This window comes from Pseudomonas sp. GL-B-26 (assembly GCF_019947405.1).
Classification (GTDB): domain Bacteria; phylum Pseudomonadota; class Gammaproteobacteria; order Pseudomonadales; family Pseudomonadaceae; genus Aquipseudomonas.
The window spans coordinates 15,799-36,195 of the sequence record NZ_JAGYGJ010000040.1; the positions used below are offsets into that span (position 1 = coordinate 15,799).

A 20,397-nucleotide genomic window follows, 5' to 3' on the forward strand; every position below is an offset into this window, starting at 1 on the left:
GTCTTAGTCCTCCACTACCCAAGTGTCTTTGGTGCCGCCGCCCTGAGACGAATTCACCACCAGCGAGCCTTCGCGTAATGCGACGCGGGTCAGGCCGCCGGGCACCAGACGGGTTTCGCTACCCGACAAGACAAACGGACGCAGGTCGATGTGACGTGGCGCGATGCCGCTTTCGACAAAGGTTGGGCACGTCGACAGGGACAGCGTCGGTTGCGCGATATAGGCTTCGGGACGTGCCTTGAGTCGGGCGCGGAAGTCTTCGATCTCTGCCGCCGTGGCCGCCGGGCCGACCAGCATTCCATAGCCGCCGGAGCCTTGGGTTTCTTTAACTACCAACTCGGGTAGATTGGCCAGCACGTGGGACAACTCTTCCGGTTTGCGACATTGCCAGGTCGGTACGTTCTTGAGGATCGGCTCTTCGTCGAGATAGAAGCGGATCATGTCACCTACGTACGGATAGATCGATTTGTCGTCAGCCACGCCGGTGCCGACAGCGTTTGCCAGCACCACATTGCCCGAACGATAGGCGGCAATCAGACCAGGTACGCCGAGCATGGAGTCGGGATTGAACGACAGTGGATCAAGGAACGCATCGTCGAGGCGTCGATAGATCACATCTACTTGTTTCGGGCCGGCGGTGGTGCGCATGTAGACGTGATCGTCGCGGACAAACAGATCAGCGCCTTCCACCAGTTCCACACCCATTTCACGGGCCAGAAACGCATGTTCGAAATACGCGCTGTTGAAGCGTCCCGGGGTCAATACCACGGCCGTAGGGTTGTCCAGGGGACTGGAACACTTGAGGGTATCCAGCAGCAGGTTGGGGTAGTGATCGATGGGCGCCACACGCTGGGCGGCGAAGAGTTCGGGGAACAAACGCATCATCATTTTGCGGTCTTCAAGCATGTAGCTGACGCCGCTAGGGGTGCGCAAGTTGTCTTCCAGCACGTAGTAACTGCCATCACCGTCGCGAACCAGATCGATCCCGGCGATGTGCGCATAGACGCCGCGGTGCAGATCCAGGCCCTGCATGGCGACCTGATAACCTTCGTTGGCCAATACTTGTTCGGCCGGGATGATGCCCTCTTTGAGAATGCGTTGACCATGGTAAATGTCGGCCAGGAACATGTTCAAGGCCTGGACCCGCTGAATGCAGCCACGCTCGACCGTGTGCCATTCGCTGGCCTTGATGCTGCGCGGAATGATGTCGAACGGAATCAACCGCTCGGTCCCCTGCTCATCGCCGTTTAAAGTGAAGGTGATGCCAGCTCGATGGAACAACAGGTCAGCTTCGCGACGACGTTGATCCAGCAACTCTACAGGTGTGTCCGCCAACCAACGAGCGAACTCTTGGTAATGTGGGCGGCAGCCACCACTCGCATCATACATTTCGTTAAAAAAAGCTCGGAACATAGCCCACTCCTTGTCGCAATACATACGGCATTTTCTTATAACTTATCTACTTTGAACCTAGCATTTGTTTTAATGAGTACTGTTCTGTCAAGCACCTCATATGCGTCATTAAACTCCTGCCTCATGCGGAGATATTTCTTCATAATTCCTGCAATCTCTGACGCCAGACGGCCATTGCTGGAGATAAGGCTCTTTACTATATTTCGTTGCTATCGTGCTGACACTAGCAAAAGTTGCGCCCAATTACTGTTACATCTGTAAAAAGAAAAAATCCTCTATAAATGAGGACGTTTTGCTCCACTTTCAGACACAACAAATGAATCCAAGCTTTGAAACGACTCTTGTCTTGATTGCGCTCAGCTTTTCAGCGGTCGAAATTGGTGCAATTTGTAATTCAGACAATTTTTATGCACTAAAAAATGGATTCTTCTGCCCTTCCAGTTTTTTACCCCTTGCAATGTAAGCGTTCAGGCCTGTGCATCGATTATATATATGCACCATTAACGACCAAAAAAAAAAGCGCTACAATCAGGCAGCATGAATTAAGCGCCAAATATTGAAGCAAAAGTAATGCAACGAGAGGACGGCCTGACCTTGCGGCCCTGCCGTCTACATAACGGAATAGATTAACTTGGGATTATTCGAGTACCTTCTGGGTCAGAGTCACAGATGGCATAGTCGGGGTCAACATTACAGATTTTGGACTACGCAAAAGGTACCAGCCGCCAATCAAAAAGAGTGCGACAAAAGGTATCGTGGCAACTGTTAATGTTCCATTTGGATAATCAAAGGCCATCATTACCAATACGCCCACCAAAAATAGTAAAGTAAGCCACGAGGTTACCGGAGCCCCCGGCATCTTGAATGACACTGCCTGCGCCTCCCCTCGCTTTACCGCACGACGGAACTTCATCTGACAGACAACAATGAATCCCCACGTACTGATTACGCCCAGCGAGGAAATGTTCAGCACAATTTCGAATACCCGCGACGGCATCAGGTAATTCAGTACAACCCCTACCACGTAGAAGGCAACAGTCACCAAAATCCCCGCGTAAGGCACCGATTGCGCGCTCATACGCGACATAAAGGTTGGCGCCGAGCCCCCCATTGCCAATGCCCGCAGGACGCGTCCGGTTGAGTACAACCCAGAATTGAGACTGGACAGAGCAGCAGTCAACACGACCACGTTCATGACCGAACCGATCCCTGGAATACCGAGGGCTGCAAAGAAGGTAACAAATGGACTCTCCCCTGCTTTATAGGCGGTCCAAGGCAGCAGGCACACCAGCAAAATCACTGCGCCCACATAGAAAATCGCAATCCGCCAGATAACGCTATTGATGGCTTTAGGCAGTACAGCTTTAGCGTCCTGACATTCTCCCGCGGCAACGCCGATCAGTTCGATACCGGCATACGCGAACACCACCCCTTGCACCAGCACCAGGGCTGCCAACAGCCCATGGGGAAAGAACCCACCGTTTTCAGTGATCAGGTGCAGTCCCGTAGCATGACCTCCCACCGCGATTCCGCCGCCGAGCATGATCGACCCGATCACCAGGAACAACGTCAGTGCTGCGACCTTGATCAAGGCAAACCAAAACTCCATTTCACCGAACCACTTGACCCCAATCAGGTTCATTACAGTGACAAGAGCCAGCGCCACCAAGGCTGACATCCATTGCGGCACAGCCGCGAAGGCATCCCAGTACTGCATGTACAGGGCCACGGCTGTGATATCGACAATCCCGGCCATGGCCCAATTCAGGAAGTACATCCAGCCTGCGACATAGGAGGCCTTTTCCCCCATGAACTCTCGCGAATAGGACACGAAGCTGCCGCTTGTAGGCCGATGCATCACCAACTCACCGAGCGCGCGCAAGATGAGAAATGCAAAAAAGCCGCACACCAGATAAACGAGGGCCAATGAAGGTCCGGCAATCTGCAATCGCGCACCGGCCCCAAGAAAAAGTCCCGTACCGATAGCGCCTCCCAACGCAATCATTTGTACATGGCGCTTGCTCAGGTTCTGGTGATATCCCGCTTCGTGGGAGGCTAACCACGCGCTCTTATCGCCGTGTTCCGAGGGTTCCACTGACTGCCGTCCTTTTGCATTTGTTGACATGGGCGAATCTCCACTAGATAAAAAGCCATTACGGTGTTTTCAGGAATGCCCGATCAGCATCAAAGCGCATGAACGCGGCAGCATGCATGCGCTTTGATACTTACTAGGGTTTGCCTGATTGAGCCATGACAGGAAGCTCGATCAAATCAAGAGTTCTTGCCTGGGATGATTGACGGCCCCGGTCCGCCCGTAACAATGACCATGACAGCAGCAGACAGACGCCTACTACGCCAGCCATCATGACGTAAACGCTTGAGAAACCGACATGGTCGTATCCGTATCCCACAACAGATGACAGCAGCATCGCGGTTAATTGCTGGGAGAACTGGAATCCCAACACGTAGACGGAGGCCGACAGCAGGGAATCAAAATTGATCGAAATGTACTTGAATACTGAGACCAGCAAGATGGGGACTTCAATGGCGTGCAACATCTTACAGGCGGCGATGGTCCAGGCATCCACTGCCAATCCGGAGCCAAGAATACGGACGAACATGATGCTGCCACCCAGTATCAATCCATACTTGGCGCCTGTACGTCCGACCACCCAGGGTGCGAACAACATCAAGACAGCTTCGAGCAAAACCTGGGATGAATTCAGGTACCCATAAGCTCGGGTGCCTTCCTCCGGGGTTGAAAAAAACGAGGAAAAATACACCGGAAACTGCTGTTCGTAGATCATGTAGACCCCACACACTCCGGTCAGGTATAAGCCGAATGCCCAGAAGCGCGGCAGTGTCAGCAACTTCCAGAGGTCGTTCATTCGAACTGGCAGGGCAGTTTCACCACCCAATTGCGGTTTTTTGAACTGAGTCAGATCCAGCCGGAACAGGATCAACAAGAACGCAACCCCGGCGGCGCTGCTCATGTAGAACGCAATATTCGGATCAATGTTGAAGACCGCGCCGGCGACGCCTGTCGCACTCGCCCAGCCCAGCGACCCCCACATTCTAGTAGCGCCGAACTCGAAGCCCGCATGACGCGACAGTCGCTCCGTATAGGACTCGATGACACCCACGCCCGCGAGCATGGAAAACGCCAGGAAGGCCGCGCCGACCACGGCTCCCAATACCACGTTGTGGGCCAATAGATTGGCATAGACGTAGATTGCAAAGGGGGCAGCAGCGCAGAGGAGCACACCAATCCATACCAGCAGTTTTTTGGACAGGCCAAGCCGATCCTGAAGAGCACCATAGAACGGCTGGATTAGCAGCGCCGCAATCGCGTTGGCGCCAAAGATTAAGCCGGTTTCCGTTCCATTCAGGCCGATGATTCGATGGAGCCATATCGCGAACAGCGAATAGCTGGATGACCACGCGAAAAAGAAGAAAAACAGCAGACCGCTGATGAGCCAGTACTCACGCTTTACTGATATTTGCATGTGACGTCCATCTTTGTTTTTATCGACGTTAACGTTAACAGCGCGACGCATTACGCAACTTTCAACTGCCTGCTGTCAAGTGGCATTGAGCAATAAAAGTTCTAGAGCGGGTTGAACAAGGCCAGCAAAAACGACTTCTCTTGCTTGCCCCGCTAAACGGTTTAGGTCTCGAGGAGCTCAGTTTCGCCTGAAGTACGCGGCTTTATTCGAAGGTTTCTGGCAGTACCCAAATACAAAAACAAGAAGTTTTCGTACGAGCTTTTACGACCCGAGTCGTGCGTTTCGGCTCGCGGGGGCGATTGAATCGAAATGATAATATTCTCGATACCCAGAGCAATTTCTAACACCGTCAGGATGAACACGTTCCAGATTTCCGATTGACAATCCATAACGTCAAAACAATTGCTCAGATCAATTTGACGATGATTGAACGCTCAAATTAGCAGACCACTCACATGGTCCAGTTACAATCCTCAATCGAACTGAAGCTGCTGGCTGATTGATTTTGAATCAATATATTGACGTCAATTATCAATATACTGGCTTAACTGGAATCTTCAGCCTAAATTGCTTTAAGATGAATGCAACGAGTACAGTTGCTACATATAGATAACCCTGCCCACAGGGCTGACGCCAACCAATCAGGCAATTTATCATTGCAATGTTAAAGAGACCAAAACGAACAACACTAACCCTGTGACCAATTCCAATGACGGCCAAGTCGACGAAATACACATTTAACGAAGCCCCGCTTTCCCTGAGTCAAGGCGACATTGGCAATCGAGATGTCAGACTGCGTGCACGTTAACGAGAAACTGGATTACACCCGATGTATTCAGGGTCGAAGTCCACGTTCGCGGCGAAACTCTGATCCAGGCGCCGGTTCCGGGCGCATCATCGACCAAGGTATCCGACCGCTGGTTTGCTGGTGCACGTTATGGATCGGCAAGTTCGCTGACCATCTGCCTCTTTACTGCCAGGAGTCGATTTTGGTGGAGCCGGCAAGCAATTCCACCTTTCACATTGGCTCAATGGCAGTGGCTATTATCGGGTTCGTGATGGATTAGAGTGCGCGGAAACTGCGACGGCAAAGCGGTGCGTTTAGGTTTTTGCCGAACCTCAGTCGAAGCGGGAGCAAGTTCAGCGCTTTAAGTTCGGCTTGGCCGCAATATCGGTGTCGATCAGGTCATCTACGCCACCGAATACGACAAGAAAAAGCCTTCCGGTGATGGATGCTCTACATGCCTGGATGGTTGCCCAGCGCCTACTTGCCAGCCTGAAACGCCTGCGTAGCGGCAAACGGGCAGCGGCGATCATGAGTTTGATCCAGTCGGCGCGACTCAACAGGCATGATCCGTATGCTTATTTGAAGGACGTCCTCACGCGCCTGCCGACGCATCGAGAGAACAAAATTGCCGAGCTGCTGCCACATAGGTGGCAGCCTGCGTGATGGCAAATGGGATCTAAGCTGGGATCGTTGATCCAAGGTGCAAAACGGTCGCTGGGCCTGCCCTGAAGGTAGGACTGTATGCGTCAGCTGCAATCATATGAGGCGTAATGTCATGCGCTTCCAGGGCTGATTTCGACGCCCATCGCTCAATCAAAACAAATTGGTCTGCATCGTCAGTGACCCTATGAAGGTCGTATTGCAGGCACCCATCTTCATTTCTGACAAATGGGGCAAGTTTTTCAAATGCATCAATTTGCTCTGGTCCTCGCCCCGCCTGCGTAGAAATCAAAATTACCAGTTTCACTTCACTAGACATAAACAGGCTCCATGCTGGTATCAGAAATTTGATTGCAGATTGCTGTGACCACCGGTGTGATGGTCATGGCAGAAAAGCATGATTTTGCCTCATGCCGCAAGCTAGAGCGGTTACTCGCCCTTAGTCTTGTGGGAAGGTGTGTTCGCTAGTCGCTTACAAACGGAGCCGTCGGCGATCTGTTGAGACGACAATTTAGCTGACTCAGACCCTAGCATTTCGACCAAGGATGGCAGTATCGGATGCCTATCTACTGCCGCTTGCTGAACGAGCGTGCGGTAAAGCGCGCTACCGAACCTCTTACGTCAAGCCTTTCACAGCCCGTCGACCAGGAATGCCTTCACCCAGGTGCGTCCATGGCCAGCATTGATACCCCGCATTCTTCCGTCCACATGCTTTGTACAGCCGACACAGCTGTCGTTTTTGGACAAGTGTTAATCGTCTTCGCGTAAGCCGCAGTTCATCTGGCGAGCCACCATAGGGGGGCAATACCTATGACCCGTCGCTGCGGGTTGTACACCTTACTGGAGGAGGGAGTATGCAAAAAACATCTGAGTCACCCATCGACAAGGTCGTTTTCTGGGTGGCGGCCGTGATTTCAGCTTCATTCGTCGCCTGGGGCGCGCTCTTGCCCAAGGCCATGGCGACGACGTTGCAGGTCGTGTTAGACACTATCATCGACGAGTTCGGTTGGAGCTTTGTCGTCTCCACCGTGTTCTTCTTGGGCTTCGCACTGTTTCTGGCCTTCAGTCGTTTCGGCCGAATCACGCTGGGCAAGGACGGAGAGCAACCCGAGTTCAGCACGTCGTCGTGGATCGCGATGATGTTCAGCGTCGGCATGGGAATCGGGCTGATGTTCTGGGGTGTGGCCGAGCCGATCACGCACTTTGCGACGCCACCACACGGACTGGCACAGCCGCACTCCAAGGAAGCAGCCAAGCTGGCAATGGAGTATGCCTATTTCCACTGGGCGTTCCACCCTTGGGCGATCTATGCCATCGTTGGTCTGGTTATTGCCTATTTCTCTTTCCGCAAGGGGCTTCCGAACCTGATATCCAGCGCCTTTACGCCGCTGATCGGCGAGGCCGGTGTGCGTGGACCGTTGGGCAGGTCGATCGATGTGCTGGCGGTTCTGGCCACTCTTTTCGGCACTGCCACCTCGCTCGGCCTGGGCGCGCAGCAAATCAACAGCGGCCTGAACTACCTGTGGCACACCGGCGAATCGAATGGCATCGCGTTGACGATTATCGGGGTGATGACGGTGCTCTTTATCCTCTCCGCGGTATCCGGCGTGGGCAAGGGGGTGCAGTTCCTGAGCAACGTCAACATGGTGGTTGCAGCGCTGCTATTGCTGTTCCTGGCGACGGTGGGCCCCAGCGTGTTCATCATGAACACGCTGGTCGAGTCGCTGGGCGAATACATCCGTGAGTTGGTGCCGATGTCATTTCGCACTGCGGCATTCAGTGACGGCAAGTGGCTCGCCGGTTGGACTATCTTCTACTGGGCTTGGTGGATCTCCTGGGCACCATTCGTGGGCACCTTCATCGCACGAATTTCGCGCGGCCGCACCATTCGTGAGTTCGTCATCTGCGTTATCTTCATTCCTAGCGGGGTGACGATGGTGTGGTTCTCAATCATGGGGGGCGCGGCCCTGTACTCGGAGTTGGCAGGCGCCGGCGGTATCGCCGCCGTAGTGAGTGACCAGGGGCCGGCAGTGGCGCTCTTCGCGCTGCTGGCTCAGTATCCCGCCGCGACGCTGACCTCGTTTGCAGCCATGGTGCTGGTCGGCGTGTTCTTCATCTCGGGGGCCGACGCAGGCTCCATCGTCATGGGCATGCTGTGCGCCCGCGGCAATCTGGAGCCGCCGCGCTGGCTGGTGGTGCTGTGGGGTGCTTTGGCCGGAGCGGCAGCCTCGGTGCTGCTGGTGATGGGCGGACTGGGTGGGTTGCAGACCGCAGCCATCATCGTCGCCGCGCCGTTCCTGCTGGTGATGATGGGGATGTGCGTGTCATTGTGGAAGGCCCTGCTGGATGATCTGCAGTCTAGCGAGCTGCGCGAACAGGGTGACGTCCCCACCGATCCAGAGCCTGCCGCTTAGGATTGAAAATCTAATCAGGTACTACGTTGCGCGAGCCGAGGCGGTGCTGCTTGCTAGAGCAGTAGTGCCTTCTCGACCCTCGCCATGTCGACTTCACACCGAGGCCAGGCCGCTACGGCGGCGAGAGAATGCAAATCTCGGCCCTTAGCGGCTATTTTGCTTCTTCAAAGCCCCAATACTGGCTTGACCGCGACATGAAATCTGACCAACAGACTCGAGCATACAGTGAGCGATGAGAGAAATTGAGATGGATGAGCAAAAATTCGAGAAGTACAACGCCGGAGCCCCGGCACAAGTGACTCACTCCAGAATCCAGCAACTAACGCCTGGTGCATACCTACGTTGAGGAATTCTCTGTGGCCAACCTCATCGATACACCCTCTGTGCGAATGACACGCTTCATTCCTCGGAAGTCTTTAGCCTCCTCTTTTTCATAGAAATTGGTAATCAGATTTAATTGCTCAGCCTGTCTGGCAACCCTGCTACCCGTGAGCCTTGATGATTTCAGTTCCAGGGGAAATGGATCCGGGCCTGCTAGCGCGCAGAGGTCGCTATGTCGAATGATATTGGTCAAATCTGACATGACAACGGGAACACCCATCTCTATCCCTTTCTGAAGCATTGCGTATTCGTGCCCGAAACCCTCCTTACCATAGAGAGCACCTGCAGTCGGCTTGACCGCGTACTGATCGTCAATAGGTGCCTTACGGCGTGCTGGCTCTGATACACGGAGGCGATCCCATCACCGAAGCATCGCCATAAATAGGCTAGATGACGGACTTCCTTAATCCTCCCCATGAGGCCCCTTTCGAAGTTTCTTGAGCACGCTGGCGCGAGCCTTGACCCCTTTACCGCCCGTACGAAACTCTGGCTTTATGCAGCCTATCGACGCTGGGTCGCCCCACCGGGATAGCTCGGGATAGGTCAACACGCCCTTGGCCCGACCAGTGCGGCATACAGACGAAGAATCGTCACCGAGCCAATCACGCGAGCTTTATGGCTCCGCCCTGGATATCGTCACGCGCCATTCGTAAGTCATTAGCGTCTTGGTTGAGCCGGTGAATCATGTTGAGCAACCGTTGGCGTAGCACTTCGTCTTGGAGCTGCTCAGCAGCACGCATCACATCAAGCGCCGCTGCCTCATTGTTGGTGGCAACGGCGTCGAGCAGTTTGCGCATGCTTCTTGATGGTCGATTCATCTCCAACTCCCTGGATTTCAGTGACGCGAATCATATGGCCAGAATGTTTCGTCAGTATTTCAGCTGCCCGAACAGGCTTGAATCACGCTCCGGTTCATTTGACGCTAGCTGGAGGCACAACATTAGGGGTCCCTTCAGAGCATTTGGCGTCCATGCAGGGTTGGCGTCGGCTCCAAACAACCTAGCTCGAATCCGACGAGACCCTGCCGCCTAACCAGTGATGAACTCAACCCTGACCAAATCATCAATACTCCCGCCATGACCGTAGATAAATCGATTCAGCAATGCGGGTGTAACCACTTGGTAACAATTTGCGACTAGCATTGCGCCGCCATCCACGACGCGAGTTTCTCACCATGCCTTCAACCCAAGACACCTTGATACAGCGCATCCACCGCGAGCTGCTCGATCATAGTGACGAAGAGCTGGAACTGGAACTATCCGAAGACGGGCATGACCTGAATGCGCTGTTCGATGAGCACGCTCAGGAAGGAAGAAGGAAGCCCGACGACTTTATTTCAGCGAACTGTTCCGCCTGCAAGGCGAACGGGTGAAGCTACAAAGCTGGGTGGTCAAGACCGGCCACAAAGTAGTGATCCTGTTTGAAGGACGCGATGCAGCCGGCAAAGGTGGTGTCATCAAGCTCATCACCCAACGACTCAATCCTCGGGTATGCCGTGTCGCTGCCCTGCCTGCGCCCAACGACCGCGAACGTACTTCCAGCGCTACGTCTCGCACCCTGCCGGCAGCAGGTGAAATCGTGCTGTTCGACCGCAGCTGGTACAACCGCGCCGGGGTCGAAAAGGTCATGGGGTTTTGCAATGACGATCAGTACGAAGAGTTCTTCCGCACGGTGCCAGAGTTTGAGCGGATGCTCGCCCGCTCCGGCATTCAATTGATCAAATACTGGTTCTCCATTTCCGACCAAGAACAAAACCTGCGCTTTCTCAGCCGCATTCATGACCCGCTCAAGCAGTGGAAACTCAGCCCCATGGATCTGGAGTCCGGTCGGCGCTGGGAGGCCTACACCAAGGACAAGGAAATCATTCGAACGCACCCACATCGCCGAAGCGCCATGGCGGGTGGTTCAAGCCGACGACAAGAAAAAAGCCCGACTCAACTGCATCCATCATCTGCTCGGACAAATGCCCTACGAGGAGCTAGAGCTACCGGTGATCGAACTGCTACAGCGCGTGCGGCAGGACGATTACTCCGCAGCCCTACGCCATCGGAACTCATCGTGCCTCAGGTCTATTAAGACAGGCCGAACTGGGGTGCCCTGCACCGAGCGCCCCACCTTCACATCCTCAATGAACCGGATTTCATCATGACGACCCAGACCCTGGCCACGGACTCATCGAGTTCAACCGCCCACGATTCAAGACCGCAACTCAACCGCAAGCCGAGCATGATTACCCTCGTGGTATTTTTCGCCGTGCTGGGCATCGGACTGCTATTTACCGCCTACAGCCTGATGCACGACATGCACGAACTCGGCACCGTGGTGACCACATGGACGCCGTTTCTGCTGCTGGGCGTTGCGCTGCTGATCGCCCTGGGCTTTGAATTCGTCAACGGCTTCCACGACACCGCCAACGCGGTGGCCACGGTGATTTACACCAACTCGATGGCGCCGAATTTCGCGGTGGCCTGGTCGGGGTTCTTCAACTTCCTAGGGGTGCTGCTGTCGAGCGGCGCGGTGGCCTTCGGTATCATCGCATTGCTGCCGGTGGAACTGATTCTGCAAGTCGGTTCCTCCGCCGGTTTTGCGATGATCTTCGCCCTGCTGATCGCTGCGATCCTGTGGAACCTCGGCACTTGGTGGTTGGGCTTGCCGGCCTCCTCCTCCCACACACTGATCGGTTCGATCATCGGCGTCGGCGTGGCCAATGCCTTAATGCACGGGCGCGATGGCACCAGCGGCGTGGACTGGGCGCAAGCGACCAAGATCGGTTACGCACTGCTACTGTCGCCGCTGGTGGGTTTCGGTTTTGCCGCGCTGTTACTACTGACGCTGCGGGCCTTCGTCAAGAATCGTGCGCTGTACAAGGCCCCGCTGGGCAACACTCCGCCGCCTTGGTGGATTCGCGGCATGTTGATTATGACCTGCACCGGCGTATCGTTCGCTCACGGCTCCAATGACGGCCAGAAAGGCATGGGCCTGATCATGCTGATCCTGGTGGGCACCCTGCCGATGGCGTATGCATTGAACCGCACCATGCCCGCCGATCAGGCCTTTCAGTTCGCCGCAGTGGCCGAAGTCACCCAGCAAGCGCTGGTAAAAGCTGCACCGCAACCATCCACGGGCGATCCCCGCCAGGTGCTGTCCGAATATGTGCGGAGCAAGGAAGCTACGCCGCAGCTGGTTTCTGCCCTTGCTGCTCTCACCGGCAGCATCGGCGCTCAGGTCAAGGGTTACGGCTCACTGGCCAAGGTACCAGCCGAGGCCGTGGGTAACGTGCGTAACGACATGTACCTGACCAGCGAAACCATTCGCCTGATGGACAAGAACAAAGTCGGTAACTTTGACGCCGACACTAGCGGCAAGCTGCAACTGTTCAAGCAGCAGATCGACAACTCCACGCGCTTCATTCCGTTGTGGGTGAAAATCGCCGTGGCCATCGCCCTCGGCTTGGGCACCATGGTCGGATGGAAGCGCATCGTGGTGACGGTGGGTGAAAAAATCGGCAAGACCCACCTGACCTACGCCCAGGGCGCCTCGGCGGAAACTGTGGCCATGCTGACCATCGGCGCCGCCGACGTGTTCGGCCTGCCGGTGTCCACCACCCACGTTCTGTCGTCAGGCGTGGCTGGCACCATGGTCGCCAACGGTAGTGGCTTGCAGATGCGCACCATCCGAAACCTGCTGATGGCCTGGGTACTGACGCTTCCAGCAGCGATTCTGTTGTCCGGCAGCCTCTACTGGCTGTTCACCAAGCTGTTTTGACCCCTCTATCGCCAAGGTCTCACCCAGTGAGGCCTTGAGTCCCTTCGTCGTTGGTTGCCCATCAATAGCCAGATCCTGCAGATGGTTGTCGACAATCTGACCGACATCAGCATGGTGGGCACCGCACCGAGCAACCCGTTGTACAACGTCTATCAATACACGGTGGGCTACGAGGTTCATCTCTACCTCGAAGCGCTCAGCGGCGCCAAAGGCATCGCTGTCGAACTGATCGTTGCAACGGATGACGAAGACCCCGAGACGGTCATCGGTTTCTTGCTGTACCTGCCCGTCAAGGACGATCCCGAAGCGTGCGGCCTGGCGTATATGGCGGTGCAGGCCAGCCATCGGCGACGGGGTGTCGCCCGGGCGATGCTGTAAGACATGCTCGGTCGCTATCTGCTGCAAAAACACGGCAAGCGGGCAATGATCGATGCAGAGAAGCAACGCGACCGGCATCTCGACCAGATGACGCGCAACGCCAAGGCGTTTGTGCTGGAAGGTTTTAGCAAAGACCCCGTGAGGGCCTCGTCCCGTCCAGACTGTTGAGTCATTTCGGGCAGGCAGGCTGGTCGAGGCGTGATATTCTGTCGCATTGACTTGGTTTGACTTATTCAGTTTTTACGTCCACAGACATACCGACAGAATCAATGTCGCTCAAGTAGCTGAGCCAATAATGATAAGAAGCCAGTGCACGAGGGACATATAACTGAGGTCGAGGGAGACACGTCGGCCTTGTGTGCCCACCTCGTAAATGCAGGACCCACGGCACGCTGCCTGCGTACCCGTACACTTGGGTTGCTCATGATTGAGGATTGGGGCGGATGGTGTTTATCATAGGTGCTACAGATGTTTAAGAAACTGAACACAGCCCTGCTGGGGCTGGCTTTGTCGATGGGGATCACGTCCGTTCACGCGGAAGAGGCAAAGAAGGTCGATGTGCTGCTCATTGGCGGCGGCATCATGAGTGCAACGCTGGGTGTCTGGCTTAATGAGCTGGAACCCGACCTGTCGATGGAAATGGTCGAGCGCCTCGACGGCGTCGCCCAGGAAAGCTCTAACGGCTGGAACAACGCCGGTACCGGTCACTCCGCCCTGGCCGAGTTGAACTACACCCCGGAAGACGATAAGGGCAACGTCCAGATCGCCAAAGCCGTTGAAATCAACGAAGCCTTCCAGATCTCCCGTCAGTTCTGGGCCTGGCAAGTTCAGCAAGGCGTGCTGAAGAACCCGCGTTCGTTCATCAACTCCACGCCACACATGAGCTTTGTGTGGGGCGATGACAACATCAAGTTCCTGAAAAAGCGCTACGAAGCCCTGCAAGCGAGCCCGCTGTTCGCCGGCATGCAGTACTCCGAAGACCCGGCGGTGATCAAGAAGTGGGTTCCGCTGATGATGGAAGGGCGTGACCCGAACCAGAAAGTCGCGGCTACTTGGAGCCCGATCGGCAACGACATGAACTTTGGCGAGATCACCCGCCAGTTCGTCGCGCACCTGCAAACCACGCCGAAGTTCGACTTGAAACTGTCTAGCGAAGTGCAAGACATCACCAAGAACGCAGACGGCAGCTGGCGCGTCAGCTACAAAAACCTGAAAGACGGCAGCAAAACCGAAACCGACGCCAAGTTCGTGTTCATCGGCGCGGGCGGCGGCGCCCTGCACCTGCTGCAAAAGTCCGGCATTCCTGAAGCCCAGGAATACGCAGGCTTCCCGGTGGGCGGCTCGTTCCTCGTGACCGATAACCCGACCATTGCCGAGCAGCATCTGGCCAAGGCCTACGGCAAAGCCTCCGTTGGCGCACCGCCGATGTCGGTCCCGCACCTGGACACCCGCGTGCTGGACGGCAAGCGCGTCATCCTGTTTGGCCCATTCGCGACCTTCAGCACCAAGTTCCTGAAAGAAGGCTCGTACCTGGACCTGCTGACCACCACGACCACGCACAACGTGTGGCCAATGACCAAGGTCGGCATCAAGGAATACCCGCTGGTCGAGTACCTTGCAGGCCAACTGATGCTGTCTGACGAAGACCGCATGAACGCCCTGAAAGAATACTTCCCGAACGCCAAAGCCGAAGACTGGCGCCTGTGGCAAGCCGGCCAACGCGTGCAAATCATCAAGCGTGATGAAGCGGCCGGTGGTGTGCTGAAGTTGGGTACCGAGATCGTTGCTTCCGCAGACAGCACCATCGCTGGTCTGCTGGGCGCATCGCCGGGTGCTTCGACCGCTGCGCCGATCATGCTGACCGTGCTGCAGAAAGTGTTCAAGGACAAGGTGGCGACCCCAGCCTGGCAGGAAAAGCTGCATCAGATCGTGCCGAGCTATGGCACTCAGTTGAACAGCAGCCCTGAGAAAGTGGCGCAAGAGTGGGCTTACACCGCCAAGGTGCTGGAGCTGACTCCGCCGCCGGTGATTGGTCAGGTGGCGGCTCCGGCTGCTCCCGCTAAGGCGCCGAAGGCTAATGCTGCGACGGATATGGCTCTGTAACTAGAGGCCTTGTCAAAAGCCCACTGAACCGATGACGGTCAGTGGGCTTTTTTGTGGGCGGAATGCTCCCGCTGGGCTGCGAAGCAGCCCCAGAAAGGTAACGAATCATTCAACGTTGTACATCAATTCCAAGCTATTTATCCATTCATTCGTCGCGTTGAATTTTGCGTAATAAACGTCCCTTTCTGCTCCACTTAAATTAGTAAAAAACGGGGCGAAGTAGTTGTCGTTGTAATAGCCATGAGCGCCTTGCATATCGCCTGACTGTTGGCGCTGATTGAAAACTGACCCACCCTGCCGATTAAAATTGACCCAGGGCGGATTGCTGAGTTTTACATCAGCAATTGTGGATAAGCTTCGCAGCAGTGTCCCGCTGACATAGGCACTAAGCTTCACCGCATGCAGGCATGCGGCAGGGTATTCCCGGTGTAGATTAAAACGGTTCATCGCCCTCTGTACCGTCATCGTCCTTGCGCTTTCGCTCACGTGATTTGATCTTTGCTCGGCGAGCATGCTCTTGTTGGTGGCGTGCAGTTCAAAGAACTTGCGCCGTGCACGGGCCAAGCAGCCGATCTCGGTCACGCCAAGTTCGAAGCTGGCCTTGTAACCACCAAAATCATCACCCACCAACTTGCCCCTCCAGTCTTGCAGGAAGTTGCGAGCATGCTCACCGGCGCCGCCGGGGCTGAAGTCATAAACGACAGCCGCTGTTTCGCAGAATTGGCTAGTGGCATAGGCCCAGACATACAAGCGGTGGGTTTTCTTCGAACCCGGAGCGAGCATCTGCACCGGCGTTTCATCGGCATGAATGACCTGCTGCCCGAGCACTACGTCGCGCAGCGCATCGACCAGAGGCTGAAATTGCACGCCAGTCACGCCAACCCATTGAGCCAAAGTTGAACGTGGAATCGCCGGCCCGCTCTACCGAAAATCGACTCCTGACGGTAAAGAGGAGATGGTCGGTAAACTTCGCGCTCATGACGTGGGCCAACTGCCCGGCGGTCGGGACACCCTTGTCGATGACCTGTGCCGGAACGGGTGCCTGGATCAGCGTCTCGCAGTCATCGCATACCCATTTTCCACGAACATGGCGCTCGACGGTAAATACGCCGGGCGTGGAGTCCCGCTTCTCGGTGACGTCCTCACCGATGCGCTTGAGTGCACAGCCGCATAGACAATGCGGCGTTGTCCGGTTCGTGATGGATCAACGTGCGTGGAAATTCTGCCGGCAACGCGGTGCGCTTGGGCTTTTGCTTTTTCTCGGTCGGCGTAGGGGCTGTTTGCAAAGGCTTGAAGCTCATCTTCAATCGCCGCGATATCGGTATCGATCAGGTCGTCGAGCAAGCTGGCCTGCTGCGGATTCAACTGCTCGCTGCGCTTGGCAAACTTCAAGCGCTTGAGTTGCGCGATCTCGTGGGTCAGTCGATAACCGTTTCTAGGCGGTAGATTTTCCGGCCCATGGAGTCGACTTGGGACAGCAACTGAAGGCCTGTTCGGCCAAGGCGCGCAGCTGTTCCGGTGTCATTCGGTCAAGATTGGACGAGGAAGTCATGCCGCTGATTGTGCCAGAGCAGGCCTTCAGCGGCGATAAACCGATAGGCTAATAGCACTGTGATCGAACCACCCGCGCCGACTCGCTGCCACGGCAAACCCAGTACCAAGGCTTGAAGTTGCTCGTTATCGAGTTCGACTTCCGATCCGTGACGGATGCCGGGCCAATGAAACTTGCCTTGGTTTAATCGTCGCGCTGCAAGCCAGATGCCCACGCCGTCATGCACCAGGACTTTCATCCGGTTAGCGCGGCGATTGGCAAAGAGATAAGCATTGTGCGGCTTCGCCGCACCGAATACCGCGATCACTTTGGCCAATGCAGTCTCGGTACCGGCGCGCATATCCATCGGTTCGGTGGCGAGCCAGATAGAGTCAATGCGGATCACTGGGCAAGCTCACGGATAAAACGGGCGCACCCTTCAGGGTCTGAAGATGGCCAGTGCACGGTTAATTTTTTCTGCCCGAAAGGGATCTCGATACTGACAGGCATTTACTGATCAGGCCGAGTCGCGGGCTCTAGTTTCATCGGGACGAAAGCGGGTAACGCCGGCGCCTGACGATCACGACAAGCGGGTATCCATTTTCGAACCAAGTTAGCGTTGATGCCATGGCGCAGGGCTACGCTGGCCATGGACACGCCAGGTTGCAGGCATTCCTGGACGACAGTATGCGGGCGATGAACACATCTTGCGTTTTATCGTCGTGAGTTGCGGCTCCAGGGATAGGCAAGCAGACTTCTCTTCAGGCACGACAAAATGGCGTAAGATCATCGAAGACTGTAATGGAAGATCTCGCCTAAAAGGACGCGACATTTTATGGAAATCCCCCTTGCTCAAATCAGGGAGCGTTTGAACAATCGCCGATTTACGGTAACGGGTAACGCCCACGGGCTATCCGGTGCCGGCACAGTATTTCACTACCATGTCGAAGAAGATTCCATTTGGGGTACTTACCAAGGTGGCCGGATCCGCATGGGTCATCAAGTCGGACGCGTGACTGGCCCCGAAACCATTGAGCTTCTTTATCATTGCTTAACTACGGACGGTGAGATTCTTGCTGGCTGGTCTCGTGGCACGGTAGGCGTTGATCACGCAGGACGTACCACTCTGATGTTCGTATGGGGTTGGTTGTCGGGCGCGACTGGAGGTGGGGAGTCTAGCTACGTTGAGTTTGTCGCGTAGCGGTTAAGCTTTTTGATTACGCTCGCGTCCATCTGTGCGCTAGCAACTCGGAAAACTTACTGGCCTGCTGCGTTGGCAGGCGCGTGAGGACGTCCTTCAAATAGGCATACGGATCATGCCCATTGAGCCGTGCCGACTGGATCAAACTCATGATCGCAGCCGCACGTTTTCCGCTGCATAGCGAGCCCGCGAAAATCCAGTTCAAGCGTCGAGTGCCCATGGCTGGATTCAAGGCAACGCATTAAACTGCATGTTGGTGTCACCCAAAAACCGCCACGCGAGCTTTGTTATATATTCCGGATTGGTCGATGTACAAAATGTGGCGCCTGGCTCGTGACCACATGCGAATTCTGGATGACGTGCTAGGTAACCAGCAAGACTGCTTGCCGTTACTTTTGGTTGAGAGAAAATCTCGACATCGTTTGGGATGGCCTCTGCAAACAGATCTTCGATCAACGGATAATGGGTGCAGCCGAGCAACACCCCGTCTAAGCGTTCCTCGCCCAATCGCCGCATTAACAGTGTCACGTAACGTCGGACGGCGCGCCTGAGATCCTGCACCGGGGCATTTGCCTCAATGAGCCGAACGAGACTAGGGCAGGCTTGCTGCACGAGATTAACATTCGGCGCTCGCTTCGCGGTTTCCTCGACAAATACTCGACTTTCCACGGTATAGCGTGTTGCAAAGACTGCCACGGTCTTCTTTCCGTGGTTTTGCAAGCCACTATCGGATTCGGCTGACCAAGGAACACCAGTCATCGCCTCCACCATTGGGACTATAACGCCAATCACTCGTTTGTCCGGGTAGCGAGTTGGAAGCCATGTTTGCTGAAGACGCCGTAGGCCGGTTGCAGCTGCCGTGTTACAGGCGACGACGATCAGCGAACACCCCAACTCAAAGAGTCGCTCCAACGAAGATACTGTGAACTCATAGATCGTGTCGGCGTCTCGATTGCCATAAGGCGCGTTGCCATGGTCGCCGTAATAGACGAAACGCTGATCAGGAAAGGTATCCCGAAGCGCTCTGAAGACCGTCAGTCCACCACTACCAGAATCAAATATCCCGATCATTTTTCCTCGCTCCCTCGATTCGATATTTTATCTTCCACATGGGTGGCAACAGCTTGCCAAAGCCGGGGAACAGTATAGGCCGTTTGCTCGCCCCTTTGTCGTAACCGGCCAGCGAAGTCGCCTTCCCTAACCCGTCCAATGCGGATGAACTACTGTCCGCCCAGGGTCTTTTTCTGGTTCTCCGTCGTGCGCGACAGCGGCGGCGACTCGATGGACGGTTTCTGCGATGCGCAGCCGATATAAAGCTCTCTAGCCACGAACAAAGAGCAGCGCAGATATGGACGCTCTATCTCGATCACTCATTACCTTTCAAAAGCGTCAATCCCGGTAAGTTGAGCGGATAGCGCCCAAAGACGTTCGCTTTGAACTGGTTACGGCGTCGGCTATTGCCCGAATCGCCGCCGCGTCAGTAGACTGCGTGCGGTGACAAATCAGCATCGGGGTTGCGAAATGGTGACTTTTAAGACCGATAGACTTTTGATTATGCGCGTGACGTGCTAGGTCTTTCAGAGTGTGTGGCTCTCGCTTGGCCCCATAACAATGCATCTACGCATGTATTGTCTAAGTTGCGGTTTCAGTATGAAGGCTCTTCCGCGTACTACGGTAATGACGTGAATGTCTTTGTCCGTACGTTGGATGTGTAGGCTTCTGATGAAGCTGCCTTGGGTAGGCTAGGCAGACTCCACTGATGCGGCAACAGTTGATGAACTTCAGTCACCTCAGCAGACAAGTCAGTACGTCTTTCAAATGGCGACATTAAGGGTAATTGCGTCCGCTCAAAATTACGCGGACACAATCACCCCTATTGGCCGAGGTCGGAAGGTGTGTTCGCCGGCCCCTTACGGCCCGATGGCTCTCCGAAGATGCGAAGAAGCAGCGAGAGAACGAATTGGACTGGGGGGATTATCGCAACCCCCCTCTTCGGTCAGGATGAAGTTGATACCTTCAAGCGGCCGGGTATCAGCAGAACGACAAGACCTAAAATGGCGGAAAAATGGAGCCCAAAAAAACGCCCACCTTTACCTCCTCTATCAGATCTGGAGCGCCTGAGAATGCCAGCGCACCAATAAAGAGGCTCATGGTGAAGCCAATATCGCATAAGAGCGTGACACTAGCCGCTACCCTCGGAAGTGCCATCCCCAAGCGAATGACCAATGCTGCGAGGCCAAATACGCCTCTCTGGCATA

The 20,397-nt window shown here is 55.3% G+C and carries 11 protein-coding genes and 8 pseudogenes; 7 read left to right on the forward strand and 12 right to left on the reverse strand.

Going from position 1 to position 20,397, the window contains the following annotated elements; genetic code table 11:
* Nucleotides 1-3: 3 nt before the first annotated feature.
* The 4 genes and pseudogenes from KGB23_RS22555 to KGB23_RS30490 all read right to left on the reverse strand — a co-directional run.
* Nucleotides 4-1,413: a circularly permuted type 2 ATP-grasp protein gene (locus tag KGB23_RS22555; protein WP_223432649.1), complete on the reverse strand. Its 1,410-nt coding sequence runs from the start codon at nucleotides 1,411-1,413 to the stop codon at nucleotides 4-6.
* 637 nt (nucleotides 1,414-2,050) lie between these two features.
* Nucleotides 2,051-3,538: an L-asparagine permease gene (gene ansP / locus KGB23_RS22560; RefSeq protein ID WP_223432650.1), complete on the reverse strand. Its 1,488-nt coding sequence runs from the start codon at nucleotides 3,536-3,538 to the stop codon at nucleotides 2,051-2,053.
* A 103-nt stretch (nucleotides 3,539-3,641) separates the two neighbouring features.
* Nucleotides 3,642-4,919 (reverse strand): MFS transporter, encoded by a 1,278-nt coding sequence (locus KGB23_RS22565; protein WP_223432651.1) that lies wholly within the window; start codon nucleotides 4,917-4,919, stop codon nucleotides 3,642-3,644.
* A gap of 1,034 nt (nucleotides 4,920-5,953) precedes the next feature.
* A pseudogene (locus KGB23_RS30490) lies at nucleotides 5,954-6,113 on the reverse strand (IS66 family transposase); the annotation flags it as partial.
* An 88-nt stretch (nucleotides 6,114-6,201) separates the two neighbouring features.
* Here KGB23_RS30490 and KGB23_RS22575 point away from each other — a divergent pair.
* A pseudogene (locus tag KGB23_RS22575) lies at nucleotides 6,202-6,369 on the forward strand (transposase domain-containing protein); the annotation flags it as partial.
* 13 nt (nucleotides 6,370-6,382) lie between these two features.
* On the opposite strand, the gene KGB23_RS22580 reads toward KGB23_RS22575, so the two are convergent.
* Nucleotides 6,383-6,685, reverse strand: coding sequence for a putative quinol monooxygenase (locus KGB23_RS22580; protein ID WP_223432652.1), 303 nt, complete (start codon nucleotides 6,683-6,685; stop codon nucleotides 6,383-6,385).
* Nucleotides 6,686-7,220: 535 nt separating this feature from the next.
* Here KGB23_RS22580 and KGB23_RS22585 point away from each other — a divergent pair.
* Complete coding sequence (locus tag KGB23_RS22585) at nucleotides 7,221-8,780, forward strand: BCCT family transporter (protein WP_223432653.1); 1,560 nt, start codon at nucleotides 7,221-7,223, stop codon at nucleotides 8,778-8,780.
* A 983-nt stretch (nucleotides 8,781-9,763) separates the two neighbouring features.
* Here KGB23_RS22585 and KGB23_RS22590 read toward each other — a convergent pair.
* Nucleotides 9,764-9,979, reverse strand: coding sequence for a hypothetical protein (locus KGB23_RS22590; protein ID WP_103393408.1), 216 nt, complete (start codon nucleotides 9,977-9,979; stop codon nucleotides 9,764-9,766).
* Nucleotides 9,980-10,335: 356 nt separating this feature from the next.
* Here KGB23_RS22590 and ppk2 point away from each other — a divergent pair.
* The 4 genes and pseudogenes from ppk2 to mqo all read left to right on the forward strand — a co-directional run bounded on the left by ppk2 (nucleotide 10,336) and on the right by mqo (nucleotide 15,407).
* A pseudogene (gene ppk2, locus KGB23_RS22595) lies at nucleotides 10,336-11,237 on the forward strand (polyphosphate kinase 2).
* Nucleotides 11,238-11,306: 69 nt separating this feature from the next.
* Nucleotides 11,307-12,926 carry an inorganic phosphate transporter gene (locus KGB23_RS22600; RefSeq protein ID WP_223432654.1) on the forward strand — a complete coding sequence of 540 codons (1,620 nt, stop codon included), beginning with the start codon at nucleotides 11,307-11,309 and terminating at the stop codon, nucleotides 12,924-12,926.
* Between the two features lie 54 nt (nucleotides 12,927-12,980).
* Nucleotides 12,981-13,472: pseudogene (locus tag KGB23_RS22605) on the forward strand (GNAT family N-acetyltransferase).
* Between the two features lie 300 nt (nucleotides 13,473-13,772).
* A complete protein-coding gene (mqo, locus tag KGB23_RS22610; protein WP_223432655.1) occupies nucleotides 13,773-15,407 on the forward strand; it encodes a malate dehydrogenase (quinone) in 1,635 nt (544 codons plus the stop codon).
* 483 nt (nucleotides 15,408-15,890) lie between these two features.
* Here mqo and tnpC read toward each other — a convergent pair.
* From tnpC to KGB23_RS22625, 3 genes and pseudogenes are all read right to left on the reverse strand, one after another.
* A pseudogene (gene tnpC / locus KGB23_RS22615) lies at nucleotides 15,891-16,959 on the reverse strand (IS66 family transposase); the annotation flags it as partial.
* On the reverse strand, nucleotides 16,937-17,344 hold the full coding sequence (tnpB, locus tag KGB23_RS22620) for an IS66 family insertion sequence element accessory protein TnpB (protein ID WP_223432656.1): 408 nt from the start codon (nucleotides 17,342-17,344) through the stop codon (nucleotides 16,937-16,939). The pseudogene tnpC and the gene tnpB, both read right to left, overlap by 23 nt.
* Nucleotides 17,345-17,448: 104 nt before the next feature.
* A pseudogene (locus tag KGB23_RS22625) lies at nucleotides 17,449-17,610 on the reverse strand (transposase); the annotation flags it as partial.
* Nucleotides 17,611-17,773: 163 nt separating this feature from the next.
* On the opposite strand from KGB23_RS22625, the gene KGB23_RS22630 reads away from it, so the two are divergent.
* On the forward strand, nucleotides 17,774-18,139 hold the full coding sequence (locus KGB23_RS22630) for a hypothetical protein (RefSeq protein ID WP_223432657.1): 366 nt from the start codon (nucleotides 17,774-17,776) through the stop codon (nucleotides 18,137-18,139).
* A gap of 16 nt (nucleotides 18,140-18,155) precedes the next feature.
* On the opposite strand, the pseudogene KGB23_RS22635 reads toward KGB23_RS22630, so the two are convergent.
* From KGB23_RS22635 to KGB23_RS22645, 3 genes and pseudogenes are all read right to left on the reverse strand, one after another.
* Nucleotides 18,156-18,367 (reverse strand): annotated as a pseudogene (locus KGB23_RS22635) (transposase domain-containing protein); the annotation flags it as partial.
* Nucleotides 18,368-19,210 carry a glutamate racemase gene (locus KGB23_RS22640; RefSeq protein ID WP_223432658.1) on the reverse strand — a complete coding sequence of 281 codons (843 nt, stop codon included), beginning with the start codon at nucleotides 19,208-19,210 and terminating at the stop codon, nucleotides 18,368-18,370.
* A 925-nt stretch (nucleotides 19,211-20,135) separates the two neighbouring features.
* Nucleotides 20,136-20,392: pseudogene (locus KGB23_RS22645) on the reverse strand (Na+/H+ antiporter NhaA); the annotation flags it as partial.
* Between the last annotated feature and the right edge of the window lie 5 nt (nucleotides 20,393-20,397).